The 26167-nt window shown below is 45.9% G+C and carries 19 protein-coding genes, 6 tRNA genes and 3 rRNA genes; 7 read left to right on the forward strand and 21 right to left on the reverse strand.

Annotation, left to right across the window (positions count from 1 at the left end):
- Positions 1 to 3 precede the first annotated feature (3 nt).
- The 3 genes from QFZ77_RS00820 to QFZ77_RS00830 all read left to right on the forward strand — a co-directional run bounded on the left by QFZ77_RS00820 (position 4) and on the right by QFZ77_RS00830 (position 3069).
- The gene (locus QFZ77_RS00820) at positions 4 to 1155 is read left to right on the forward strand and encodes a DUF58 domain-containing protein (RefSeq protein WP_307434724.1); all 1152 of its coding nucleotides are present in this window, start codon (positions 4 to 6) and stop codon (positions 1153 to 1155) included.
- A complete protein-coding gene (locus QFZ77_RS00825) occupies positions 1118 to 2497 on the forward strand; it encodes a DUF4129 domain-containing protein (protein ID WP_307434727.1) in 1380 nt (459 codons plus the stop codon). The genes QFZ77_RS00820 and QFZ77_RS00825 overlap by 38 nt, the downstream gene beginning before the upstream one ends.
- Positions 2498 to 2898: 401 nt before the next feature.
- Positions 2899 to 3069: a hypothetical protein gene (locus QFZ77_RS00830; protein ID WP_156389969.1), complete on the forward strand. Its 171-nt coding sequence runs from the start codon at positions 2899 to 2901 to the stop codon at positions 3067 to 3069.
- Positions 3070 to 3170: 101 nt separating this feature from the next.
- Here QFZ77_RS00830 and QFZ77_RS00835 read toward each other — a convergent pair whose 3' ends face one another.
- Entirely contained in the window at positions 3171 to 3437 is a 267-nt protein-coding gene (locus QFZ77_RS00835; RefSeq protein WP_307434733.1) for a zinc ribbon domain-containing protein, read from the reverse strand.
- 182 nt (positions 3438 to 3619) lie between these two features.
- Between QFZ77_RS00835 and hprK the strand changes: the two genes are divergently transcribed.
- Positions 3620 to 4534, forward strand: a complete 915-nt coding sequence (gene hprK, locus QFZ77_RS00840; protein WP_307434736.1) for an HPr(Ser) kinase/phosphatase — start codon at positions 3620 to 3622, stop codon at positions 4532 to 4534.
- Positions 4535 to 4569: 35 nt separating this feature from the next.
- Here the strand turns inward: hprK and QFZ77_RS00845 are convergent, their stop codons facing one another.
- A complete protein-coding gene (locus QFZ77_RS00845) occupies positions 4570 to 5049 on the reverse strand; it encodes a hypothetical protein (RefSeq protein ID WP_307434740.1) in 480 nt (159 codons plus the stop codon).
- A 220-nt stretch (positions 5050 to 5269) separates the two neighbouring features.
- On the opposite strand from QFZ77_RS00845, the gene QFZ77_RS00850 reads away from it, so the two are divergent.
- On the forward strand, positions 5270 to 6280 hold the full coding sequence (locus QFZ77_RS00850; protein WP_307434743.1) for a hypothetical protein: 1011 nt from the start codon (positions 5270 to 5272) through the stop codon (positions 6278 to 6280).
- 156 nt (positions 6281 to 6436) lie between these two features.
- On the opposite strand, the gene QFZ77_RS00855 is transcribed toward QFZ77_RS00850, so the two are convergent.
- From QFZ77_RS00855 to QFZ77_RS00930, 16 genes are all read right to left on the reverse strand, one after another.
- Positions 6437 to 8431 (reverse strand): transglycosylase domain-containing protein, encoded by a 1995-nt coding sequence (locus tag QFZ77_RS00855; protein WP_307434746.1) that lies wholly within the window; start codon positions 8429 to 8431, stop codon positions 6437 to 6439.
- 153 nt (positions 8432 to 8584) lie between these two features.
- Positions 8585 to 9463, reverse strand: coding sequence for an aldo/keto reductase (locus tag QFZ77_RS00860; RefSeq protein WP_307434749.1), 879 nt, complete (start codon positions 9461 to 9463; stop codon positions 8585 to 8587).
- A gap of 150 nt (positions 9464 to 9613) precedes the next feature.
- Positions 9614 to 11272 (reverse strand): thiamine pyrophosphate-binding protein, encoded by a 1659-nt coding sequence (locus QFZ77_RS00865; RefSeq protein ID WP_307434753.1) that lies wholly within the window; start codon positions 11270 to 11272, stop codon positions 9614 to 9616.
- 5 nt (positions 11273 to 11277) lie between these two features.
- Positions 11278 to 13071 (reverse strand): GAF domain-containing sensor histidine kinase, encoded by a 1794-nt coding sequence (locus QFZ77_RS00870; protein ID WP_307434755.1) that lies wholly within the window; start codon positions 13069 to 13071, stop codon positions 11278 to 11280.
- 27 nt (positions 13072 to 13098) lie between these two features.
- Positions 13099 to 14046 (reverse strand): diguanylate cyclase, encoded by a 948-nt coding sequence (locus QFZ77_RS00875; RefSeq protein ID WP_307434758.1) that lies wholly within the window; start codon positions 14044 to 14046, stop codon positions 13099 to 13101.
- Complete coding sequence (locus QFZ77_RS00880) at positions 14039 to 15076, reverse strand: HD-GYP domain-containing protein (protein WP_307434762.1); 1038 nt, start codon at positions 15074 to 15076, stop codon at positions 14039 to 14041. Before QFZ77_RS00880 ends, QFZ77_RS00875 begins: the two co-directional genes overlap by 8 nt.
- 728 nt (positions 15077 to 15804) lie before the next feature.
- Positions 15805 to 15878 (reverse strand) — tRNA-Pro (locus QFZ77_RS00885).
- Between the two features lie 16 nt (positions 15879 to 15894).
- Positions 15895 to 15971: transfer RNA gene (locus tag QFZ77_RS00890), tRNA-Arg, on the reverse strand.
- A gap of 8 nt (positions 15972 to 15979) precedes the next feature.
- Positions 15980 to 16054 (reverse strand) — tRNA-Gly (locus QFZ77_RS00895).
- Between the two features lie 43 nt (positions 16055 to 16097).
- Positions 16098 to 16177: transfer RNA gene (locus QFZ77_RS00900), tRNA-Leu, on the reverse strand.
- Positions 16178 to 16197: 20 nt separating this feature from the next.
- Positions 16198 to 16270, reverse strand: a tRNA-Lys gene (locus QFZ77_RS00905).
- Positions 16271 to 16277: 7 nt separating this feature from the next.
- Positions 16278 to 16354 (reverse strand) — tRNA-Met (locus QFZ77_RS00910).
- A 50-nt stretch (positions 16355 to 16404) separates the two neighbouring features.
- Positions 16405 to 16521 (reverse strand): 5S ribosomal RNA (rrf, locus tag QFZ77_RS00915).
- Between the two features lie 68 nt (positions 16522 to 16589).
- A 23S ribosomal RNA gene (locus QFZ77_RS00920) occupies positions 16590 to 19510 on the reverse strand.
- Between the two features lie 240 nt (positions 19511 to 19750).
- Positions 19751 to 21292: ribosomal RNA gene (locus QFZ77_RS00925) — 16S ribosomal RNA — on the reverse strand.
- The 16S, 23S and 5S rRNA genes sit together here with 6 tRNA genes alongside, the layout of an rRNA operon.
- Positions 21293 to 21697: 405 nt before the next feature.
- Positions 21698 to 22765, reverse strand: coding sequence for an FUSC family protein (locus tag QFZ77_RS00930; protein WP_307434766.1), 1068 nt, complete (start codon positions 22763 to 22765; stop codon positions 21698 to 21700).
- A gap of 296 nt (positions 22766 to 23061) precedes the next feature.
- Here QFZ77_RS00930 and QFZ77_RS00935 point away from each other — a divergent pair, with 296 nt between their 5' ends.
- Together QFZ77_RS00935 and QFZ77_RS00940 are read left to right on the forward strand one after the other, a co-directional pair.
- On the forward strand, positions 23062 to 23655 hold the full coding sequence (locus QFZ77_RS00935) for a DUF1989 domain-containing protein (RefSeq protein WP_307434769.1): 594 nt from the start codon (positions 23062 to 23064) through the stop codon (positions 23653 to 23655).
- Positions 23656 to 23718: 63 nt separating this feature from the next.
- Positions 23719 to 24465 (forward strand): YqcI/YcgG family protein, encoded by a 747-nt coding sequence (locus QFZ77_RS00940; protein WP_307434772.1) that lies wholly within the window; start codon positions 23719 to 23721, stop codon positions 24463 to 24465.
- Between the two features lie 56 nt (positions 24466 to 24521).
- Here QFZ77_RS00940 and QFZ77_RS00945 read toward each other — a convergent pair whose 3' ends face one another.
- From QFZ77_RS00945 to QFZ77_RS00955, 3 genes are all read right to left on the reverse strand, one after another.
- On the reverse strand, positions 24522 to 25157 hold the full coding sequence (locus QFZ77_RS00945; protein ID WP_307434775.1) for a spore coat protein: 636 nt from the start codon (positions 25155 to 25157) through the stop codon (positions 24522 to 24524).
- Between the two features lie 143 nt (positions 25158 to 25300).
- Positions 25301 to 25486, reverse strand: a complete 186-nt coding sequence (locus QFZ77_RS00950) for a DUF3934 family protein (RefSeq protein ID WP_036635181.1) — start codon at positions 25484 to 25486, stop codon at positions 25301 to 25303.
- A gap of 26 nt (positions 25487 to 25512) precedes the next feature.
- The gene (locus tag QFZ77_RS00955; RefSeq protein WP_373462549.1) at positions 25513 to 25953 is read right to left on the reverse strand and encodes a HEAT repeat domain-containing protein; all 441 of its coding nucleotides are present in this window, start codon (positions 25951 to 25953) and stop codon (positions 25513 to 25515) included.
- Positions 25954 to 26167: the final 214 nt, after the last annotated feature.

Consider the following 26167-nt stretch of genomic DNA (forward strand, 5'->3'; position numbering starts at 1 on the left):
CTAATGAGCATTAGCTGGATTCTCATCATCACTGTCGCTCTGTTCTTCCTCCAGCACCTGCTATTTGCCCGCTGGGGGTTTCGCGGGCTTCGCATTGAGCGAACCTTCAGTACGACACATTGCCATGCCGGGGACGACATTGTCATGATCGAAACGATCGTTAATCGCAAGCTAGCACCGATTCCTTGGCTTCGCTTGGAATCAACAATTCATGCGGGGCTCCACTTTGCGAAGATGAGCAATCTCGCAGTGAGCAGCGGAGCTCTTTTCCAGAATCATCGCAGTCTGTTTAGCCTTATGCCTTATACAAGAATAGTCCGACGCCACGGAGTACACTGTGCGAAACGAGGTTGGTATAAGCTCGAAACGGTGGCCGCTTCAATGGGAGATTTGGTTGGTGTGCAAGCTGCTTCTTCGATCCACCGTATGCAGTTGGAGCTCCTTGTTTACCCTCGCTTGGTAAGCAGAGATGACATCCCTCTCCTTTCCAGCCGATGGCAAGGGGATATAACCGTTAAACGCTGGATCATGCCAGATCCGTTCCTCGTTTCCGGCGCACGGGAATATCGCTTTGGTGATACGATGAACAGCATCCACTGGAAGGCGACAGCACGCAGCCAGCGACTTCAAGTATATAATCGAGATTTCACTGCTGACCCTAGGCTGCTCTTGGCCGTAAATACGCAAATAACGGAAACGATGTGGGATGCTGTGACCGATCCCGAACTCATTGAGAAAGCTCTCTCGTACGCAGCTACACTTGCTGAATATGCCGTGAGCCAAGGTATTCCTGTTGGTTTCGGCTACAACGGCTCTCTGCAGGGTCAGCCTGGAGTTCCTGTGTACCTCGCCCCCGAAGGTGGTTGGCCGCACTTGGAACATCTTTTCGAAACGATGGCTAAACTTGCCATCTCTTGCTCTCGCTCCTTCGATGACTTCCTCGATCATGGAATCGAGCAGGAAGGGACCGCGATGGACATCATCCTGCTGACATCCTTCGTGTCTAAGGGGATCGAAGAAAGTATTGTGCGGCTTGAATCGTTAGGACATTCTGTATTTATCATCCCCTTGCAACACGACCTTCTTGAGCTGAACGGAGAGGAGGTAGGTGATTCCGATGTTAACGCCCATTCAAACGCCTTCTCAACGAGCTAATCTTAATTTTCTTGTGAGAGAATTCTGCTTAACGATCTTGTACAGTTTACTCGAACTCATTATCTTCTTTCCGATTATAGTTCTAATCCAGGTCTATGTGTCTGAGACCTTACTCTGGATGACTTGCTTACAGTTTTTGCTCTGTTATGTGTTTGGCTGTTTCTTTGGACGTATAAAATGGCTAACTCGTACTCTCTACGAGTTAATGCTTTGTGCGGGAGCAAGTTTAACGATTGCTTACCTCCTACAAGGCAACAACTGGCATGGCTGGACCTGCGCAGCCATCGGGTTAATACTTGCATATCGCGGAATTCGCTGCACCAAGGATGGATGGCTCTCGCTCTTCCCTGCGAGCATATTTGTTACCGCAGGTTTGGTTTATTTCGTAGGTGTCCCCATTATGGGACGGTTGGCTCTTTTCCATCCGTATATAGGTTGGATGAATGGATTCGGGTTCTGTTCGTTGGTCATTTTTTTCTTAGCAACGAATCGCGCTCAGCTCCTTAGCGCCACGTTAGCAGGCAATGAACGTGCTGCAGCATCGTCACTATCTGAGTCAGTGAAGCGCTCAAGCCGCATTTGGTTAATTACATTAATTGCTTGTATAGCAGCTGTTGCCTACTTTCAGCAATTGCAAAAAGGAATAGGCACTCTTTTTCGTGCTTCGATCGCTTGGCTGCTGCGTCTTTTTCAGTCCGAGCCATCATCTGATAAGCTGCCCGAACCAAGCCCTGCAGCACAACCACAGCCGTTTCCGCCTCCTGCTCTCAGAGGGGAACCAAGCTGGTTTGACATGCTGCTTCACTATGCCCAGGTTATTTTCGGCTATCTCATAGTTATCGCTCTTATCCTTTGCGCCATCTATATCATCATTGCCAAGCTAACACCAGCTCTGGTCTCGCTTATCCGGCGCTTGATGAACCGTTCATTTAGCAGCAAAAAAGGCGAGGGAACCGAAGGATTCACAGATGAAAAAGAGAATCTTCTAGCGTGGAAAGAACTACCGCGTATGTGGTGGCAGCAAACGATGAAGAGTTGGTCAAGGGGGAAGGCCAATGAGCCAAAATGGTCACATTTGTCGAACAATCAGGAACGCATCCGTTTCCTTTATCGTGTTTTGATCCAGCAAGCAACTGAGGCGGGGTATACTTATAATAAAGCCCATACCCCAAATGAAACAGAACAGGAGTTGTCAAACCAATATCAGCTATCCAACCAAGCCGTTCATGCCATCACATCAGCTTATAACCAAGCACGATATAGAGATGACGTTGTATCTGATTTAGAGCTTGATCAAGTACTGCAAACTCTTGACCCTCTCATTCGCAATCAATTGAAATGAACACCTTATTCCCAAGCTGTAAGCATGTTTTTCATCACTAAGGTGATGAATCACAGCAATCCCATTACAATAACGATGAAAAACATCGTCTCAAATTAACAAGCTCACGCCGTTTCGCCATCACGTATTTTCCTATCAACGCCTCGGCCCCGCTAGCACAAATAAAGGGCCAGCTTACTCACCCAATTCCGATTCACCTATGCAAAACCATAAAGAAGCTGCGCAGCAAACAACTGCACAGCCTCTACCTTTTATACTTATGCACCGCTTATGACTATTTATCCGACTGTTTAAATCCCACTCCGTATCCCAGCATTCACATTCAAAAAAATCAGTCACATTTTTGCACACGGCTGCATATACATAATTGTTTGAATACATTCGACTGAGGTGGTTTTGAGATGTTAGCATTAAAAACCGGTTGTGAAAAAGAAGAAGTCGTTCACACATTATGTGAAATGGGATTGGATCAAATCGCAAAATGGATCATGGTATTACCTGAAGACAGGTGGGAAAGCATGTTTCTCTCAACATGGCCAACACTTGCTAAAAAATGCGGCTTCAATAGATAAGCTGCTTTTCTTTTACATAAACATACGAAAGACCATGTTGGCATTCGCTCTATGCAATCCTTGCATAGAGCCTTTTTTGTCATCATGGCTGTCAAACTCTATTATTTGTTTGGTGACCATCTTTTTAATTTATGAATATTTCGTGTAAAGAGGCCTGTAAGAAACCGCGGAAAACCAAACTCAACCAGCTTCTGCTTCACCCGATCCTTCATCTGATCAGCGGTTAAATCAGGCATTGTGAATTCACCGTTTTGGTAGCAATGACTGCAGTATACCTTGCTCTTCACGCCAGACTTCTCTGTTCCTCCGCCTTGCTCATCACGAGCGAGCGGCATGCCGCAGCTTTGACAGTTTTTATTGGTGTCCATGTTTTTTACTCCTCCTAAAAGCTTCTCCTATTATCATACCAACAAAGCATTCAATTGCAATGAGAAGCTGACTATTATCTATTCAAGCGCTTTCAGAGCAGGATAGCAGCTACCCGCAAGCGAATCTACTAGAGATAGATTGTCAATTTCATTAGAATAGTAAAACTTTAAGGAGGACTGTTGTGAAGCCCGTCACAGTGAAAGATTTGGTTGAGCGTTTCTCGCTCGAAGTACTTGCCGGACATTCGGAACTGCACCGCCCGATTACCAAAACAAAGGCACATCGCCCTGGACTTGAATTTGTCGGCTATTTTGAATATTTTCCGCAAGCGCATGTTCAGTTGTTAGGCAGGAAAGAAATTACCTATTTACACAGTCTCAGCGAGAACGAAAGAAATCTTCATATCGGTAATATTGTCAAATATCATCCGCCTTGTTTCGTCGTGACGAGAGACCAAGAAGGCTTGAAATATTTAACCAAATATTGTGAAGAGGAGAAAATCCCACTCCTTCGTACGGCTGCCCATACGAGTAAATTTCAAGACTTAGTTGATTTATACTTAAGTAAATCGCTCGCTCAGGAGATTGCCGTTCACGGTGTTTGCGTCAATGTCTCGGGGATTGGTATTCTGCTTCGAGGCAAGTCTGGGGTTGGCAAGAGTGAAACCGCCCACACCTTAATTCACAGAGGGCATCGCCTCGTTGCCGATGATGTCGTCGTACTGAAGAAAATTAGCCCCGAGACCCTGCTCGGTACCCACAATGGGAAAACGAAGGAATTCCTGGCGCTTCGCAGCATTGGACTGATTAACGTCTCGCGGCTTTATGGCCGCAAAGCTTTCCAAGACGAAACGCGGATCGTGCTAGACATTGAGCTTACGAAGTGGCAGGAGCATGCGCTCAACAACGATTTGGAGCTGGAACCCTGTTTCACCGAGTATATGGATATTAAAATTCCACATATTGAAATCCAACTACAGCCAGGACGTGATGTTGCCGGACTCGTTGAAGCCGCGGCCAACAACTGGTATTTGCGTCAGCAGGGGTACCGTGCTGCCGAGGAATTCATGCAGCGTCTGCAAAATGACACCGATTAAAAGAAGCCGCCCCATCCTAGGATGAGGCGGCTTACTTATTTAGCTTTTTCTCTTTTCGTCAACCAAGTCGGGGAAGTGATCCTGACTGTAATATCATCGCTTTCACCGTGATTCATATTTTTCCAGGCTCGCTCTTGCCACAGCTCATACGGATACAGAATAAACGAAAGTCCCAACATGATGAGAAATATGTGATAGTGCTTCACACTGACAAGATCAGCTATGCCAAGCTTTTCCTCAATCCGATGAAACACAAAGGCATAAAAGGCATCTAACAACACATTAGCAACAACATATAACCAAAACCGCCCAAATGTAAAGTGAAAGACCCACATCGTTCCGACAAGAAAAACCCCATAGGCAAAGGCTGTATTTGTCACATGGCCCCATGGAACGATGGTATCTTTTAATATCCACAACTTATATGTATAGCCAATCTCATACACGATCGTGACCAAAAGAGCTGAGAAAATACAGACAGGCATATACCTGTAAATACTTTTCTTCTTCATCAAAAATAAAGATAACCAGGGCAGCACAAATCCTGACCAAAGCAGCAATTTATTTAATATGTGACAACCTCCCCTGCGGTTTAGTTGATTTTACCATTTCCTTATTTTGTCCATCTTATGCATGGTTTAGGCTCGGTCAGCTCTGTTTTTGGCTTTTCGACGATACGGGGTACCGTCCCAAAACAACCTTTCGAATCGAAAGCTGTTAGTGGAGGTGCTTCTTATGCGCAAAAGATTAACAATCACGATACTATCTATTACCCTAGCCGTTTTGATGCTTTGTGGGTGGACGGCCTATGCGGCAACTTCACCTAATACATCGACTTCGACTTCCGTCCTGGGGACATTCAAAACCATCGCTTCGGATGCTGTCACTGTAAACACAAGTACTGGTGATCAAACCATTCCATTAGCCAAATCCGTATGGGTTTACCGTAATGATCAAAAGGCTCAACTGGCTGATTTAAAGCCTGGGGATCAGATCGAATTAATCGTCAATAGCAAGCAGCAGGCTGCCTATGTGAAGGCGACCTCAGCTGGTGCCGGGGTACCCGTGACTGAAGCCGCTCCAGCGACAACAGTAACCCCTGAGCCTACGTCGACACCAGCTGCGTCAGGATCAAGCCAACAACCTACAACAGTTGTGCCAAATGAACCTGTAACTAGCACGCAACCCCCTTCCCAGCAGAATAATGAGATTTATCCTAACTTGGAGGACATCGACCTGAAGGTGGATGGCAAGCATTTCAAACTGCACATTAAACAAACCAAGGGTGCGAATGGCATCTTATATGATCTGAATATTAAGCCTGAAAATAGCGGTACGATTCATCTCAAAGGGGATCAAGCCGCCGCATGGATCAAAATGCTGCTTGCTTCCGTCGACCTCAAATCTTCAAATGCTGAGCAGGCGTTAACACAGCTGCTTGCCGAGCATTATAACTTGGACGCAACTAAACTAAATATCCATATGAAAACGAAATGGGAGCAAGTACAAGCACCCAATACGCTAAAAGAGCAGGGTTCCCATGAAGTTGAAAACGCACAAAAAGATGAAGATGATGATGAAGATAAAAACAAAGATAAAGACAAAGACGACAAAGTTAAGTACAAAGAAAACGTTAAAAGCATCAGCAATAATAACAACAAAGAAAATAACAACGCTAAATCCAAAGCGCACGGTAACAATGAACATTCAGGAAAAGACGATGATCACAAAAAGAGTGACAAGTAGAACCGTTGCAGCCACAATGATGACTGACTCATAAAACTGAAGTCCGAGTTTTGTGCAAAATGATGCACTTTTTACAGGTTCTCACAACGTAGAAGGCCCGCCATCACAATAAATGCCGCCGATATCCAATAAGGATGTCGACGGCTTTTTGCTGCTTTATCTTTTCTTCCCCTTGCCCTGTCCGTGCTCACGTTCTTTTTTGTCTTCCTTATCGTCCTTGTCTGACTCTTCAGATGAGTTCGAATCCTTAGCAGTTTGAGCCTCTGCCCCCACAATCGGCATATCAAAAGGAACAATAGGCGTCTGAGCCAAGGCCCGACTCATCATCTCGCGAAATAAAACAGCAGGAACAGCACCGCCGGATGTCGTCAAGTAGTGCTCTTTATCCGTACGGTCATAACCGACCCACACAGCAGCCGTTAGCTCTGGTGTGTAACCAACGAACCACGCATCTTTAGCACTTCCGCTGCCTAAGCCTTCGAATTCCTTCGTTTGCGGCAGCTGCGTTGTGCCAGATTTACCAGCAACGGGGCGATTCATAGCAGCGTTCCTGCCTGTTCCCTGCGCAACAGCCACTTGCAGCATTGTAGTCATCGCATAAGCTGTTTCCGGCTGCATCACGGGAGCCCCCTTCGGGTTTGCCCCAACGAGCACATGACCACTGCTCGTCTCGATCTTCGTGATGGTATGCGCTTGATGCAGAACCCCCTTGGCGGCGAAGGCGCTGAATGCTTGCGCCATCAGTAGGGGTGACACCCCTTCTGAGAGTCCGCCAAGTGCGATGCCAAGCTGACGATCCTGAGCGGGTAAATTAATGCCCAGTGATTTAGCAAATTGGAGTCCACGATCAATCCCTATCTCGTGAAGCAGCCACACGGCTGGCACGTTCCAAGATGAAACAACAGCCTCTTGCATCGTCACCTGTCCTCTCGTTTGGTGATCCCAATCTTGTGGCTGGTAGCCTTCGATGTTTAATGGACCATCATATAAGAGGGAAGATGGTTTATAGCCTTTCTCCAACGCGGGTCCATAGACAACAATCGGCTTAAAAGATGACCCCGGCTGTCTCTTCAACTGCGTTGCACGACTGAACCCACGGAAGACGCCTTCTCCTCGTCCTCCAGCTAAGGCGCGAATCCCACCGGTTCGCTGATCTACGATTGCAGCGCCACTTTGAATGAGCTGATCTGGCTTGCTTTCCGGAAATAGACTTTCGTCTTTAAAAACATCCGCAACTGCATTCTGCACCGAGGGATCAAGCTCCGTCGTGATTCGCAAGCCACCCGTCAATAACTGTTCTTCTGTAAACCCATACTCATGAACAGCTTCATTAATGACCGCATCCACATAAGCCGGATAACGTCCCTTCAGCTCATTGCCTTTATCAGATTTAACGACACCTAACGGTGAAGCTTTGGCTTTCTCGTAGTCCTGCGCAGTGATCTTACCTTCATCACGCATCAGTACAAGCACAGTATTCCTTCGCTCGAGTGCCTGACCTTCATCCTTAAATGGTGAGTACCGGCTAGGAGCCTTAGGAAGAGCGGCAAGAACGGCTGCCTCAGACAAGGTTAGATCCTTCACATTTTTATTGAAATACGTTCTAGCCGCTCCCTGTACCCCCCAGCTCCCTTCCCCGAAATAAATGCTGTTTAAATACATCTCCAGAATTTCATTTTTACTGTAGGTTGTATCTATTTTAATCGCATAGGCGGCTTCTCTTAGCTTTCGGCCCAGTGTTTTGTCCGCATTGAGAAACAGATTACGAGCCAGCTGCTGTGTGATCGTACTGGCTCCCTCCGAATAGCTGCCTCGCAGCACATCACGAGCGACTGCACGGAAGATGGATCTCATATCAATACCCGTATGCTCATAGAATCTTCTATCTTCTACAGATACAACCGCATCTGTCAGTGCCTTCGGCAATTGTGAAAACTGAACAGGCTCAATTTTTGAAGCAGATAACTGCGAAGCCGGTTTACCGTTCTTATCCAGCACAAGTGTTGACTCCGGCAGCGGCTGGCTTAACTTTGATACATCAAGTCCACGAATGTAGGAATAACAAGCCACGAATACAATCACACAACCCATCAGTACAATAACGCTGCAAATTTGCCAAAACCTTTTTTTCTTCCAAAATGCTTTAAACATCTTACCTTCCTCCTTACGTACGCTTATATATATTCGCAGGATTCCTGCAGTTAGCGACGCATGAGGAAAAGGAACTCTTACCAATTTAAACGACGTATAAAGCCCCCCAGTACATAAACAACTGAAGGGCCCATAATTTAGAAAATATAATTTTTAAGCGATTGAGGTCGGCGCTCCGAAAATACTGGTGTAACCGCTGATGCTGCCTAGGATACGCTCCGCTTCCTCATCGTTCATGGAACCATATCGTTCCACGGCATCGACGATTTTAGGAAACAAATGAATGTCTCCTGCACTTGCGAATCCGCAAATACCAGGGAACGATAACACAAAATGCACACAAGCATCTATAATCTGCTGCTGGTCAAAAGGTTCATACCATGTCGCATAAGGGCGCTTCTCCTCTTCTCCCCATGGAGCCTTAGCAATCGCTTTGATGACCCTGATAGCTGCATTTTGCTTATTGGCTTCTTCCATGAGTGCATCGAAAGCTTCCCGATACTTCTGCAAACTATACATATAATAATTGAGCGGCAGGAGCACGGTTGCGAAAGGAAATCGATGTAACGCTTCCAAATGTACACTCGGAGCATCATGCCCATGTCCAGTTATGCCAATCTCCTTAATAATTCCTTCAGCTTGCGCTTCCAAGGCTGCCTCCAAAGCACCGCCCTTTTCTGTGCAGCGGTCTAACTCCTCGATAGAGCCTACCGCGTGCAGTTGAAGTAAGTCTACCGAATCAACCCGCATCCGTTCCAGAGAGCGATAAATTTCTTCTTTCGCTTCCTTCTTCGTTCTTTGCCCTGTTTTCGTAGCTAGAAAAATATCCTTGCGAATTTGACTGATCATAGGACCCATGCGTACTTCGGCATCCCCATAACTGGCTGCGGTATCAAAATGGTTAACCCCATGCTGCAAGGCAAAAGAGATGGATGCATCCGCTTCCTCTTGCGTCACATTGCCGAGACTTGCTGCACCAAACATAACGACTGAGCTTTCGTAATTCAAACGACCTATTGCTCGTTTCAACATGAATGAAGTGCTCCTTCCTTATTGTTCTTACTCTTCCTCACCATATCATTTACTGGGCTAAGAATACAGTTCTTCGCTTAACTAGATACAAAAAAAGCTTTTGGATACAAACATCCAAAAACTTTTTACTCCTACATCAATGTATGCCAATTAATACGTTGCCCCTTGCAAGAACTTAACTCGTTCACCCATTGGAGGAATTTCGTTGCCTTCCACAATGACTTCAACAACCACAGGACCCCCATGAGAAAGCCACTCATGCACATTTTCTTTCTGTAGTTGATCCAGAGATCTAACCTCGGCATGACGCAAGCCAAGCGATTGGGCAACACCTGCAATACTAACCCGCTCTTGTGAGAAGTCTTCCAGGCACCTTTTGTACTGCAGCATGTGACCATGATAAACCATCCCGAGACGGGCATTGTTAATGACGACAAATAGGATCGGAAGATTGTATTCCTTAGCGGTTAGCACTTCGAGACCATGCATGAAGAAACAGCCATCGCCTGTAATACAGATTGTTGGTCGAGTCGGTTCCGCTAATTGTGCTCCTAATGAACCTCCGATTCCAGAGCCCATGCCTCCGAAATTGATATCAATATCGAACTCTTGTCCGCTCTCGATCAATAAGTTTTGGATCGAATAGGTCATGAATTCACCGATATCTAGGAAGAATCGAGCATTCTTCGGTGCTGTTGCACTGAGACGACGGATCGCCGACAACGTATTCCATTTCTCTTCGCCTTGTTCGGAAGCTGCCGCTGCTTCGCTTAGCCCTTGGAATGCCTCGCTTGCATATGATTGATCTTGTCCATCAGCCGAAAGCTGATCTAATAATTCCGCAATGACAAGCTTTATTTCACCATGTACAGGATACTGGGTTTCAAAGCACTTTCCTAGCTCACTTTGATCGTAATCGATGTGAATGAGCTCTCTACCCGCAACCAATCGCGGTTCCCAGTTGCTTGTTGCTAGCTCGCCTAAGCTTGAACCGATGATCAGCAGTACCTCATGATCATTACCGTTTAAGTATTCACTCGCTTTGATATTTGCTGATAAGCCATATATCCCTAAGGAAAGCGAATGATTTTCGGGAAAGGCCCCTTTGCCGCGAGGCGTCGTTGCCACTTTCCACTCAAGTGTTTCAGCCAACTGTACGATACTTTCAGAGGATGATTTAGCGCCATTACCCAGCAGAATCGCTCCACGTAGACCAGCTGCTTTGATCCGGTTAGCCGCCGCCTGAGCTGCTGCCAAATCCATCGTTGGCGGCTGTTCTGGAGGTAACACAGGAAGCTCTCTTACGCCAATGTCCGTCATTTGAATATCAATGGGAATCGCCAAATGCACAGGACCTGGCACGCCGCTTATCGCTTTGTGATAGGCCTCTGCCAGAATCTCTGGCAGTTGATTAGGGTCTAGAACCGTTCGGCTCATCTTCGTAATCGATGCAAAGATTGGCTCAGCATAAAGCTCTTGCGCGCCCCCCTTGCCCATTTTACCAGATGGCACCGAGCCTGTGATGAATATAACAGGAAGCTTCTGCTTCCAAGCATTCGCAGCCGGAGTCACGAGGTTCGTCGCTCCCGGTCCGCTAGATGCCACGCAAATCGATGGAAGTCCGGTAATTCTCGTATAAGCACCTGCCATGTAGCCGGAGCTGTTTTCATGCTTAGCTACAATCGGCTTAAGCTCAGGAATGTCCAAAAGGGCGTCATAGATCGCATTGATTGAGCCTGCTGGAATACCGAACACATATCGCACACCTTGCTGCACTAAAAATCTCAATCCTACTTCAATCGCCCGCATATTGGTTACTCCTCTCCTTTAGGTAAAGTAAATTTGAATACCGAACCTTGACCTTCCGTGCTCTCAAACCAAATCCGACCGCCATGCAGTTCGATAAGCTGTTTTGAAATCGCAAGACCTAAGCCTGTCCCATTAATTTGATTATTGGCTTGATAAAATTTCGTGAAAATGTTTTTCTGCTTCTCGTAAGGGATACCGATACCGCTATCATGTACTTCAACCGTAAGTACCGTTTCTTCGAAAATCGTTTTAATGGTAATCACACCCATAGGAGGTGTAAATTTAATCGCATTGGAAAGTAAGTTCAGTAGAATCTGAAGAATGCGTTGTTTATCGACGCTTACAATCGTATCCGTTTCTGCATCTGATTCAACAACCAGAATCAGTTTCTTCTTATTAATCAGTGACTGTACGATAGTAACAGATTCCTTGATGATTTCTTTGAAATCAGCTTCGGTATACACCAATTCAAATTTACCATTTTCCATTTTAGCGAAATCCAGCAATTCATTCACTTGATCCAGTAAACGCTCGATCGACTTGGATGCAATATCCAGTAAATCCTTCTGCGAATCGTTGAGACCACCGAGAATTCCTTTGCTAAGGATATCTACAGATCCTTTAACCGCTGTAATCGGCGTACGCAGCTCATGCGAAAGTGTCGCGATGAAATCACTTTTCAACTCATTTAGATGCTCTAGCTCTCGTACTAGACCCTCAAGCTTGAAGTTAGCATGCTGCAGCTCTATGGAACGTTCATTGACAGAGTGATCCAATGTTTCCGTATGCTGGGCATTCGATAGCGCGGTAGCTGTAGCATCAGAAATCGATTGGCAGAATTCCAATATGCTCGCTTCATACTTCCTAGGCTTCCCAATAGATGGAATCGCAACGACACCGTAAACGGATCCTTTGGCCACGAGCGGGAATACCATTATGCTCCGGATATCAAAAGAGACGAACGCTTTATGATTAGGCCGCGGATCCGCATACACATCCTCGATTGCCGCTGATTTCTTCTGAGTAATGACTTCATACAAAAGGCGGTCATTTTCAATGGTTAACTTGACTTCTCTATGCTTAACCTTCCATTCGTCAACCGTTACATTCACAGAAGACAATTGATAGGGCTCAATGGTATGCTCTTTTTCATTATATAGATGAATACCGATATCCTTAGACCCACTGGCTTTGCGCATGTAGTGGAAAAAAGTGTTCAGAACATCTTTGACCGACAATGACTCCGATAAAGCTTTCGTAGCGTCAAGAAGAAGCTGCTGCTTCTCCATCAGAAGCTGCCGTTGTTCGAACATACGGATATTGCGAATCGCCACACTTGCCATGTTAACAAAAGCTTCTGTAACTTCCATCTGCTCCTGGGTAATATTCATCGGTTTTCCGAAATCGTGGACGAAGACAAGACCAAACACGTCATTTTCTACAATGACGGGAATCCCGAGAATAGATTTAATTTTTAATAGTTGTCTCTTGGATTGATCCAATCTCAGATCAATACTCGTATCCGAGATATAATCGCTAGCTTGGTTGCGTAAAATATCCCTAACAAACTCATCTTCTCTGGGATCTATGAGCAGCTCCGTTATATCCACAGGCAATTTATTGCCTTTATATCCTTGAAAAGTACCATCCGGCTGTTTCAAGAAAAAACCAACAAGATCCGCTTGAGTAATCTCTCCTGCGATCGCGTCAACGAAGACTTGCAGGATTTCAGACATTTCAAACTGAGAATTAATGACCTTCGTCATTTGAAATAACTTTTGAAAACTTTTCAATTCCATGACCATGCGCCACCCATTCCCCTTTTATTAGCGAATCTTTATTTGATGTCTTCCGTTATTCTTGGCCCCAAGAAGTGCAGAATCAGCTTGCATAATGATTTGATCGAACGAGCTAGGGTCGAAATTATTCGTCAACCCTATGCTTACTGAAAATTCCTGTGATTTATGCGGTGCCAGGCTAACCTTTAAACCGTCGACAGCCTTAATAATGCTGTCTGCAATCTCTACACAATTCGCTTCACTTTGGAGTAAGACCAAGTACTCGTCCCCGCCGTACCGAAAGGCTAGATCATGCTCGCAAGAAATTTTCGAAGATATGATCGTTGCTACTTCCCTCAAGACTTGATCCCCAACCAAATGACCATAGTTATCATTAATGTCCTTAAAATAATCCATATCGACCATCATAGCGGCTTGAAATTGCTTGGTTCCCTCTTTGATCATCCGAATGGTAATATCCAAGTAGGCTCGATTATATAAACCAGTTAATGCGTCCACATACACCAATTTGGCTAATTGTTTATTGTCTTTCTTCAAGTTTTTAACCTTCGCTTTTTGGTGGAGGGCAATTTCAACCTTTCGTTCCAGCACATCCAGATCGAATGGCTTGGTCAAATAATCAATGGCTCCTAATCGTAGTCCTTGTAAAATATCTTCCTTCTGTGCATTTGCAGATAAGAAAATAATCGGAATATCAAAGTCACTTTCGGCTATTAATTGTTTGCATATTTCAAATCCAGTCACTTCAGGCATCATCACATCAAGTAAAATAAGATCAGGTGCCGTCTCTTTGACCATGGAGAAAGCCTCTTTACCATCCTCAACCGTGATGATTTCATAATGTAACGAATTTAAAAATATACGGAGTATATTTAAATTATGGGGTTCGTCATCGACGATAAGAATGCGACATTTCATTAATCTATCCCAGCTTTCATTACTAAAATAGTTGCATGTTGATAAGTTATTATCCATTCATTTGCATTTGCTCATCGATGATACTTAAGAAAATTCGCACCAATTCTTTATCAAACTGCTTGCCCGCGTGAATAAGAAGTTGTTCCCTGACTTCATGCACGTGCAGCGAATCTCGGTATACTCTCGTAGAAGTCATCGCATCAAATGCATCTGCAATACTTACAATGCGTACAAGCAAGGGAATCTCTTCACCTTGCAGATTGTCCGGATATCCTCTCCCATCCATACGTTCATGATGCCATTTTACAATAGGCAGCAGGTGCTCAACATCCGGCAAATCTTTGAGCAACTCATAGCCAATTACAGGATGCTGGCGAATGACGTTAAATTCTTCATCTGATAACCGTTCAGGTTTCATTAAAATATGATCGGGAATTGCTATTTTACCAATGTCATGCAAAAGAGCCCCTAACTTCAGTCGTTCCAGTTCGTCCTCACTTACCCCCGCTTTCGCTCCAAGCAAAGTAGAGTAGAAAGCGACATTATAACAGTGATCGACCGTGAAGCTATCTTTAACCCTCAACGTATTAAAAAGATTCTCGTAAGCTTTCTGTTTCAGCACTTGTCTCCGAAATTGAATCTTTTTAATCAATTGTTCCATATGCAGTTTAATGAGGTTGCATAGATGCAATTGATCCTCCGTAAGTTGAATATCAGAAGGAAATGAGAATAATAAAGCCCCGTAAGAAGGTCCATGCTTTATATGAAAACCGTATATACATTCATACTTGCTCATTATAAGATAATTTTTGATATGTCCTTCTGCCTTATGTACAGACAAACGTATACCATCGGGATTTCGGAAAAAAAACTGCGTTTGGAGCACAATTTGTTGTAACTGTTCCATGACTGCGGTACTAATATTAACCGAATAAGATGCTGGGGTGCTCTGATGTTTCTCGTCTATAAGAAAGAGAGAGATATGTTCGCAGCCAATTGTTTTCTTGGCGATATCACTCAATTGTCCGATCGATTCGAAGATGGAATCAGAATTTATCACATTTTTAAAAAACAATGAATTCTGCATAGATGTACCTCTTATTCTTCTCAAATAAACTTCCCCAACTATTGAATTAGTACTAGTTCTTCTTAATAAGGAGATTCTCCTCTATTATAAATAAAAATTTCCATTATTCTAATATTTTTTTACTCATATCGCTATATAATTACTCACTTTTTGTTAATTTCTTGGATTATTCTCTCGATTTCTGTCAGATAACTTGCGTATATCCTGCACCAAAAACAAAAAGGCCAGCCCACTTCTAATGAAATAGGCTGACCTTTTCTAGTTCTAAAGATCTAGTTAACTGAAATAATAGGTTCAATAAGTGATAACAAGAGCTGTGTGTCCTCTTACCATTTTGGGAGAAGGGATTATTCGGATTGTAGAGAGTTAATAGAATCTGCTCAATGTCGATTACTGTAGTTTCCATAAAGTATTCGTGCTTAAGCGCATTTTGTACCTGATAAGAAGAATAATTGTCATAGATATATACCTGTGATCCGTAAGGAGTCAAGTGGTTATTATAGTCCATTGTATAGATGGATATAAAATTTGCTCCTTGTGGACCCATCCGCCGAGGAAACCACCTATCAAAGGGCCCACTATCATACCAAATTGGCTCCCAACCCCTAGCTAAAACGCAGTAGACCGAAAGCAATCAAGTTATGATTAATCAAATCAGTTAACTGTATGAAAACACAAAAAAGCATAATCTAGCAGTGATTTCACTGCTAGATTATGCTCTACTATGATCGGGACGACACGATTTGAACATGCGACCCCCTGCTCCCAAAGCAGGTGCTCTACCAAGCTGAGCTACGTCCCGATGCGTTTTATGAAAATGGCGCGCCCTGAGAGATTCGAACTCCCGACCTTTTGATTCGTAGTCAAATACTCTATCCAGCTGAGCTAAGGGCGCATAATAAATGGAGCGGAAGACGGGGATCGAACCCGCGACCCTCGCCTTGGCAAGGCGATGCTCTACCGCTGAGCCACTTCCGCATAGGGATCCCCAAGCCGTATAGTACGACTTGGGGATGATTGATGCGCGTAGAGGGACTTGAACCCCCACGGTCGCCCGCTAGATCCTAAGTCTAGTGCGTCTGCCAATTCCGCCATACGCGCATGCTGTAAATAAGGCAAAGTGAGTCATGTAGGATTCGAACCTACGACACCCTGATTAAAAGTCAGGTGCTCTACCAACTGAGCTAATGACTCGCATCATTGGTTGCGGGGGCAGGATTTGAACCTGCGGCCTTCGGGTTATGAGCCCGACGAGCTACCGGGCTGCTCCACCCCGCGTCATAGTTAGATGTGATCCCTACATTGGTACTAATACCCTTGCGGGTACTGCTTGGCAACGTTCTACTCTCCCAGAACCCTGCGGTTCAAGTACCATCGACGCTGGAGGGCTTAACGGTCGTGTTCGAGATGGGAACGCGTGGGTCCCCTCCGCCATCATCACCAAACAGTCAAAGCGTGGTTTGCGCCTTGAAAACTAGATACGAAACTTACGTAAAGTGAACATTTTAGGGTTTTGGTTAAGCCCTCGACCGATTAGTATTCGTCAGCTGCATGCATTACTGCACTTCCACCTCGAACCTATCAACCTCGTCGTCTACAAGGGGTCTTACATACTGGGAAATCTCATCTTGAGGGGGGCTTCGCGCTTAGATGCTTTCAGCGCTTATCCCCTCCGTACATAGCTACCCAGCGATGCCTCTGGCGAGACAACTGGTACACCAGCGGTACGTCCATCCCGGTCCTCTCGTACTAAGGACAGCTCCTCTCAAATTTCCTACGCCCGCGACAGATAGGGACCGAACTGTCTCACGACGTTCTGAACCCAGCTCGCGTACCGCTTTAATGGGCGAACAGCCCAACCCTTGGGACCTACTTCAGCCCCAGGATGCGATGAGCCGACATCGAGGTGCCAAACCTCCCCGTCGATGTGGACTCTTGGGGGAGATAAGCCTGTTATCCCCAGGGTAGCTTTTATCCGTTGAGCGATGGCCCTTCCATTCGGTACCACCGGATCACTAAGTCCGACTTTCGTCCCTGCTCGACTTGTAGGTCTCGCAGTCAAGCTCCCTTATGCCTTTGCACTCTGCGAATGATTTCCAACCATTCTGAGGGAACCTTTAAACGCCTCCGTTACATTTTAGGAGGCGACCGCCCCAGTCAAACTGCCCACCTGACACTGTCCCCATACCGGATCACGGTACTAGGTTAGAACTCCGATACGATCAGGGTGGTATCCCAACGATGCCTCCACCCAAGCTGGCGCTCAGGCTTCAAAGGCTCCCACCTATCCTGTACAGATCGTACCAAAGTCCAATATCAAGCTGCAGTAAAGCTCCATGGGGTCTTTCCGTCTTGTCGCGGGTAACCTGCATCTTCACAGGTATTAAAATTTCACCGGATCTCTCGTTGAGACAGCGCCCAAGTCGTTACGCCATTCGTGCGGGTCAGAATTTACCTGACAAGGAATTTCGCTACCTTAGGACCGTTATAGTTACGGCCGCCGTTTACTGGGGCTTCAATTCATAGCTTCGGAACCGAGGTCCCTAACCACTCCTCTTAACCTTCCAGCACCGGGCAGGCGTCAGCCCGTATACTTCGCCTTGCGGCTTCGCACAGACCTGTGTTTTTGCTAAACAGTCGCTTGGGCCTTTTCACTGCGGCCCCCTCGGGCTATTCACCCTACCGAGGCACCCCTTCTCCCGAAGTTACGGGGTCATTTTGCCGAGTTCCTTAACGAGAGTTCTTCCGCGCGCCTTAGAATTCTCTTCTCACCCACCTGTGTCGGTTTGCGGTACGGGCACCTTCGCCTGGCTAGAAGCTTTTCTTGGCAGTGTGAACTCATGACCTTCGGTACTTTAAATTTCCCTCCCCATCACAGCCCAGCCTTAACGATGTGCGGATTTGCCTACACATCAGCCTCACTGCTTGGACGAGCATCCATCAGCTCGCGTCACTATCCTTCTGCGTCACTCCATTGCTCATAACGGCTACGGTGGTACAGGAATTTCCACCTGTTGTCCATCGACTACGCCTTTCGGCCTCGCCTTAGGTCCCGACTTACCCTGAGCGGACGAGCCTTCCTCAGGAACCCTTAGGTTTTCGGCGGATCAGATTCTCACTGATCTTTTCGTTACTTATACCGGCATTCTCACTTGTATGCGCTCCACCTGTCCTTACGGTCAGAATTCTACGTACATACAACGCTCCCCTACCCATGCACTAAAGTGCAAGCCATAGCTTCGGTGGCGTGTTTAGCCCCGTTACATTTTCGGCGCAGAGTCACTCGACCAGTGAGCTATTACGCACTCTTTCAATGGTGGCTGCTTCTAAGCCAACATCCTGGTTGTCTGTGCAACTCCACATCCTTTCCCACTTAACACACACTTGGGGACCTTAGCTGATGGTCTGGGCTGTTTCCCTTTTGACAATGGATCTTAGCACTCACTGTCTGACTCCCGGATTTAAGTTTGTGGCATTCAGAGTTTGACTGGACTTGGTAACCCTTGGCGGGCCCCGCACCCAATCAGTGCTTTACCTCCACAACTCAACATCCGAGGCTAGCCCTAAAGCTATTTCGGGGAGAACCAGCTATCTCCGAGTTCGATTGGAATTTCTCCGCTACCCCCACCTCATCCCCGCATTTTTCAACATGCGTGGGTTCGGGCCTCCAGTGAGTGTTACCTCACCTTCACCCTGGACAGGGGTAGATCACACGGTTTCGGGTCTACGTCCACGTACTAAAGCGCCCTATTCAGACTCGCTTTCGCTGCGGCTCCGTCTTTTCAACTTAACCTCGCACGGGAACGTAACTCGCCGGTTCATTCTACAAAAGGCACGCCATCACCCATATAGAGGGCTCTGACTTTTTGTAAGCACACGGTTTCAGGTTCTTTTTCACTCCGCTTCCGCGGTGCTTTTCACCTTTCCCTCACGGTACTGCTTCACTATCGGTCACTAGGGAGTATTTAGCCTTGGCAGATGGTCCTGCCGGATTCCGACGGGGTTTCACGTGACCCGCCGTACTCAGGATACCTCTAGGGGTTTCGTTCGATTTTGGCTACGGGGCTTTTACCCTCTATGCCGGACCTTTCCAGATCTCTTCGCCTACCGAACTAACCCCATAACGAGGTCCTACAACCCCAAGGAGCAAGCTCCTTGGTTTGGGCTATTCCGCTTTCGCTCGCCGCTACTGACGGAATCACTTTTGTTTTCTTTTCCTCCAGGTACTTAGATGTTTCAGTTCCCTGGGTATGCCTCTACTATTGCTATGTATTCACAATAGAGTAACTGCGCATTACCACAGCTGGGTTCCCCCATTCGGACATCCCCGGATCAAAGCCTGCTTACGGCTCCCCGAGGCATTTCGTCGTTCGCCACGTCCTTCTTCGGCTCCTAGTGCCTAGGCATCCTCCGTGTGCTCTTTCTAGCTTAACCTAGAAAAAACTTTAAAGATTTTTGCATGATCCAAATGAATCACACAACCTAAGTTCTTACTTTACGTTTTGTTTCGTTATCTAGTTTTCAAGGAACAATGTTGCAACCATTACATTCGCAAAGCGATGTTGGTTGTCAACTTGCGTTTGAAAGATTGCTCTTTCAAAACTGAACACGAGTGAGTAAGCGATTTGTATCCGAAGATACTTGACTGGATCTATCAGATCCGAGTCTCCATAGAAAGGAGGTGATCCAGCCGCACCTTCCGATACGGCTACCTTGTTACGACTTCACCCCAATCATCTACCCCACCTTCGGCGGCTGGCTCCCTTGCGGGTTACCCCACCGACTTCGGGTGTTGTAAACTCTCGTGGTGTGACGGGCGGTGTGTACAAGACCCGGGAACGTATTCACCGCGGCATGCTGATCCGCGATTACTAGCAATTCCGACTTCATGCAGGCGAGTTGCAGCCTGCAATCCGAACTGAGATCGGCTTTTAAGGATTGGCTCCACCTCGCGGCTTCGCTTCCCGTTGTACCGACCATTGTAGTACGTGTGTAGCCCAGGTCATAAGGGGCATGATGATTTGACGTCATCCCCACCTTCCTCCGGTTTGTCACCGGCAGTCATCTTAGAGTGCCCACCCGAAGTGCTGGCAACTAAGATCAAGGGTTGCGCTCGTTGCGGGACTTAACCCAACATCTCACGACACGAGCTGACGACAACCATGCACCACCTGTCTCCAATGCTCCGAAGAGGGCGCCTATCTCTAGGCGTTACATTGGGATGTCAAGACCTGGTAAGGTTCTTCGCGTTGCTTCGAATTAAACCACATACTCCACTGCTTGTGCGGGTCCCCGTCAATTCCTTTGAGTTTCACTCTTGCGAGCGTACTCCCCAGGCGGCATACTTACTGTGTTAACTTCGGCACCGAGGAATCGAATCCCCGACACCTAGTATGCATCGTTTACGGCGTGGACTACCAGGGTATCTAATCCTGTTTGCTCCCCACGCTTTCGCGCCTCAGCGTCAGTTATAGGCCAGAAAGTCGCCTTCGCCACTGGTGTTCCTCCACATCTCTACGCATTTCACCGCTACACGTGGAATTCCACTTTCCTCTCCTACACTCAAGTCAACCAGTTTTGGATGCGAACCGGGGTTGAGCCCCGGGCTTAAACACCCAACTTAATTGACCGCCTGCGCGCGCTTTACGCCCAATAATTCCGGACAACGCTTGCCCCCTACGTATTACCGCGGCTGCTGGCACGTAGTTAGCCGGGGCTTTCTTCTCCTATACCGTCACACAAAGAGCAGTTACTCTCCTTGCTGTTCGTCTAGGGCAACAGAGCTTTACGATCCGAAAACCTTCATCACTCACGCGGCGTTGCTCCGTCAGACTTGCGTCCATTGCGGAAGATTCCCTACTGCTGCCTCCCGTAGGAGTCTGGGCCGTGTCTCAGTCCCAGTGTGGCCGTTCACCCTCTCAGGTCGGCTACGCATCGTCGCCTTGGTAGGCCGTTACCCTACCAACTAGCTAATGCGCCGCAGGCCCATCTATAAGCCACAGATTGCTCCGTGTTTCATAATTATCTCATGCGAGAGAACCAATTATCCGGTCTTAGCTATCGTTTCCGATAGTTATCCCAGTCTTATAGGCAGGTTACCTACGTGTTACTCACCCGTCCGCCGCTAACTTATCCCGAAGGATAAATCCGCTCGACTTGCATGTATTAGGCACGCCGCCAGCGTTCGTCCTGAGCCAGGATCAAACTCTCCATAATAGTAAAACTATCTGAAAGCTTAATTGCTCATTTGCGTTGCTAGCGAGATTTTGCAATCTCTTTTTGAACGATTTCTCGTTCGTGCTTACTCACTCGTTGTTCAGTTTTCAAAGATCAATTTCTTTCGTTCACTGCCGTGTTACCGAAGCAGCGAGAAGTAATATACCATATTGGAATTTCATTTGCAAGCTTTTATTTTATTTATCCATTCGTGAAGATATTCAACACGTTCAGACTCATTTATAATCGCTTGCCCCTTGTCCGTTTGGAACAAGAATCATAATATAGCACATACAATTTTGTAAAGCAACCTTTAATTAATTTTTTATGAAGGAACCTCTCGAGGCCAGAACATCTGACAAACGAAAGGCTCAGTAAGACTATTTTATGAAAAAGTGTTTTAATCTACTTCAATCTAATGCTCTTGAGCAATAAATCGAGGGGTTCTCTCTCTTCTGATTCTCCACGATGATCATGCTGGGCAAGCTTATCCAACCTCGCTATCTGATGACCATAGTCGTACATAGCCGCAGCCACAACCGACAAACGCAACATTCCTTCGGACTGCTTATTATAACGGTCGATGAGTACTGTCATGAAACGCTCGTTCTCTGCTTCCATCTCCAAACCTTCCGAGCAGTCATCCTTGAGCTTATCATCGAATTTCAGCAGAACGTGCTCGTGGAACTTTATTAGCTTTTCCAAATGATCATCGAAATAGACATCGATTGCCTGTGTGCGGGACGTTTGAAAATAGTGCTCATCCACGGCTTCAAGAACCTCAAGCCCTTTATACATCACGAGAAGCTTCTGCTTGTAAACAACGAGTTCACGAATGCGGTTTAACCCGCTTCCCTTGATTTTCTTAATCTCTTCTTCCATGAGTCTGTACTTATCCGATAAAGACTTCAAACCGCTGCGCAGACCTTCTTTTTCCTCACGGAATACGGTCTCTTTCATTTCATTAGAGATAACCGTGCGAAGGAGGAGCGACATTTTACCAAAAATAGTACGAATCTGTGCGGCGAATTGCTCTTTGGGCTTAGGTGGAAAGAAAAGAACATTCACTACAAATGCACAACCTATGCCAATTAAACTCAACAGCAAGCGATTGACGGCAAAGCGCCACTCTCCTGAAGCCTCCATGACTGCTACAACGGTGACTAAGGTAAGGCCGATCGTTTCCTCCATGCCCATTCTTAAACTTATGATGATAACAATGATACATACAATGCCAATAGCAATCACATTATTAGAAAAAAACATACCCGCAAGCAGAGCCAATGCCGCACCTAGAATATTCGTCTGCAGCTGCTCTAGGAAATAGCGCCAAGATCGATAGATCGAAGGCTGCATGGCAAAAATTGCCGCTACGGCCGCAATAACAGGAGGAGAGAAATTGAGCCAAGCACTTATGTATAAGGCCAAAGCAACAGCAATCCCCGTTTTCCACACGCGCGCACCGAAAACCATGAAACCCCACCTCATTCACAAAAATCTTATTCATTTATTATCTTACACAGGTACGGATATGGATGCAAAGATGAGGTTTAGAATTAGATACGGCTAGCCGCTATCCTCCGAATGATCCACCCAAAGTCAGTCTAACAATGAATTGGCTGCCATTACCTTGCTCACTCTGAAACGTGAGGGAACCACCTAGCAATTTGGCAAGTTGCATATTTAAAGCCAAGGTTCCATTTGAATGACACCTACTCCTAGTAGCCATACTGTAAAGATAACTTACCTAATGCTGCAGGAGGACACCAATGATCAAACAAAAATGGCGAATTCCCCCCACGCAAGGGCTTGGTTTTAAACTGGGAAATGGGCAAGTCGTCCGCATAACCGATGTGAATGGCGAGCAGATTGCTGACTTTGTCGCCTATCGTGTCGACGATACCAACGTGCGTCTGGATCCTGGTGTTACCATGGATGTGCTGCGTGCGATGAAATTAAAACCTGGGGATCTTCTCTATTCCAATACATATAGCCCTCTGCTCACTGTTGTGGCTGATACCGTAGGGCGACACGATTTCATTAACTCTCCTTGCCGCTCTGAAATGTATGAACTGCTGTACGATAAACAAAACCATGCAAGCTGCTATCATAATCTGAATCAAGCCCTTGCTCAGTTCAGCATTCCAGCTCCGGATCAACACTATTCTTTGAACTTCTTTATGAACACGTTTATTCTGCCTTCTGGACAAATCAGGATAGAGCGGCCGCTATCCAAAGCTGGCGACTATGTTGAGCTTCGCGCAGAGACGGACCTATTCGTGGCGGTATCTGCTTGTCCTTGTTCAGAAAGCGCCTGTAATGGATATGTTTGCACACCTATTGATGTGGAAATTATGAACTAGGGACATTCACCCACTTTTCCTCCTTCGCATAGTATGCACGAATGGATGAAGGAGGGTGTTGACATGGCTAATTTAATCTCCAAAGACTGGCTTGAGGATCATCAAACGGATCTGCCGGAATGGCAGCAGGATGCTATTCGCAAATTTGGTCATATGATTAATGATCCGGACCAGATGTACCCTTGCATACCCGGTCGTCTTGGCTTTATCTCTAATAGTCTACGATTCGGATTTGCTGCAGATCCTAGATCCGACGAAGCCGTCAATAATGTCGCTAAGCTCTTGCAGCAATACGGCGATTGTTCGCGTGAAATGGGTAAATATGCTTCTCTAGTCATTTTTTTTAATACACCTGACGAACTAGTCAATAGCTTCTCTATAGAAGATTATGAACAACTGTTTTGGTCTGTTTTAAGCCGGGTAAGCGCTAAAGATCAGGTCCCATGGCCTTCACATATTTCGTCAGATCCTACCCATCATTCCTGGGAGTTCTGTTATAACGGGCATCCGTATTTCGCTTTTTGCGGGACCCCTGCGCACGAAATTCGGAAGAGCCGACGAACTCCTTGTTTCCTCATTACGTTCCAGCCTCGGTGGGTATTCGAAGAAATCAACGATTCGACCCCTTTTGGCCGTAATATGAAAAAGCTGATTCGTCAGAAGTTAGTCGAGTATGACGGAGTTCCCGCGCATCCCTCTTTGAAGTGGTACGGCCAATCGGATAATCTAGAGTGGGAGCAGTATTTTTTGCGTGATGATGAAAGTGTCGCTTCTAAATGCCCTTTCACTTCTATGATAAATAAGGTTTAACGAGCAAAGAAAAACCAGCATGGGTTGCCGAGACCGATGCTGGTTTATTTTGTAATTTAATGTACAGTTCCTGCTCTGTTATTTGGTGGCATTTGTGGCATTCCTTGTGCCGGAACGAAGGTGTTAAGCATTTTTTGCATATCAGAGGCTTCAAGTTGCGGAACTTGGTAATAGGCATTTCTATTTTGATACAAGAAAATTTCATACGCCATCTCGATAAAGTTCTGTACTTGAGAAGCCAATACACGACGTACAACAGGGTTCGTCACTTCAAGAGAAGTCATCGTAAGCAGTGCAGCATGGGATTTCACAAGGCCTAGCATATGCGCGCTAATGCCTGCATCCTTCACATCAGCCAGCGATTGATTCGGTTTTTTCGGTTGAGTCGGTTTGATGCCGTAGATCGGCTGCGACAGATTTCGGATCATATACGTCTGCGTTTCTTGACTTGGCTTTTGCCCTGTTGAAAAGCACTCTGCCGTTATGTTGTAATGGAACAGTGCAAAATTGTACTGACGATCCAAAATATCCAGAAGCTCGTTATCTTGGACAAATTGTCTAAACATCATGAACTGGTCCAACACATTAATTGTACAAGATAACACCTCATGTAAATCAAAGAGCTCATGCCCCCCATGATTCATGTTCTGCATGCCTTGTGTCATGTTGTTATTTGGCGTTTGCTGCTGCATCTCGAAGTCTCCTTTAATGAATGGAATAGTAACTTCGATAATATGAGTTATGTTGAGCGATTTTATTCATGTTGAATGTAAAATACCCCCGGCAAGATGCCGAGGGTGTCGTTATTTGAGATGTAGAACTTAAGCAGCAGCCGCTAAGCTTTAGGTTTATCGCCATTGCTGCTACTCGCGGCCTTGGCAGCTTTGGCTGCTGCTAATAGACCTTTACTTTTATAAGGTTTCGGGGCACTCTTTGCTCTATTGGCACTAGCTTGCCATCGGTTCCAGCCCTTACTGTCTGTCCCTCTACCGGTTCCGCCTTTACCCTTCGCTTTGCTCATGTATTCACTCCATTATGTTATGCTTCTTATTTTTTCAGCAACGACGACCATGTGGTTTCAAGCCATTGATCGAAGTCAGACCCTTTGTCGCCTTCGTAAGTATCATATACGTCACTTCTGGTCTTCTGTAACTTCTCTTTAAACTCTTCAAACGTATGACCTTCCGGCAAGCTCTTCTTAATGCGCACAAAAACTTTACCTGCGCCTTTAATCAAGTCACCTTTTTTCCTTGGCGGCAGCTGAACATCCTCACCAAATGCCCGGAGTTTGCGGTAAGCAGCCTCCTGAATGGGATATACAGCATCGCTGCTCATCATACGCGCTAGTATGTTAATGGTTTGTTGGTCGTTATACTGACCTAATGCTTCAACGGCTTCTAGACGTTCTCTCCAATTGGATGTACGATTGGCCGATTTTTTTAGTTCCTCAAAATTGGGAGGTATTTCGTTTTTTAATTCGATGGTCAAATGATTCAGGCTCCTTCTGTCTGCTGTTATTAGATTGATGTTACACTTTTTTGATGTAGAGCGCCAACTTTTTGGTGATTATATTTAAAAACGGGACACTGAAGTACCATTTATACAGGATTTTATATATTTTATCATATTATACGGGTATCTCTTTTTATCAACGATTTCAATAACCTCAATTTGAGGTGAATGAGATGTCCGATTTTTTAAG

Origin of the sequence: Paenibacillus sp. V4I3 (assembly GCF_030817215.1) — a bacterium.
Taxonomy (GTDB): domain Bacteria; phylum Bacillota; class Bacilli; order Paenibacillales; family NBRC-103111; genus Paenibacillus_E.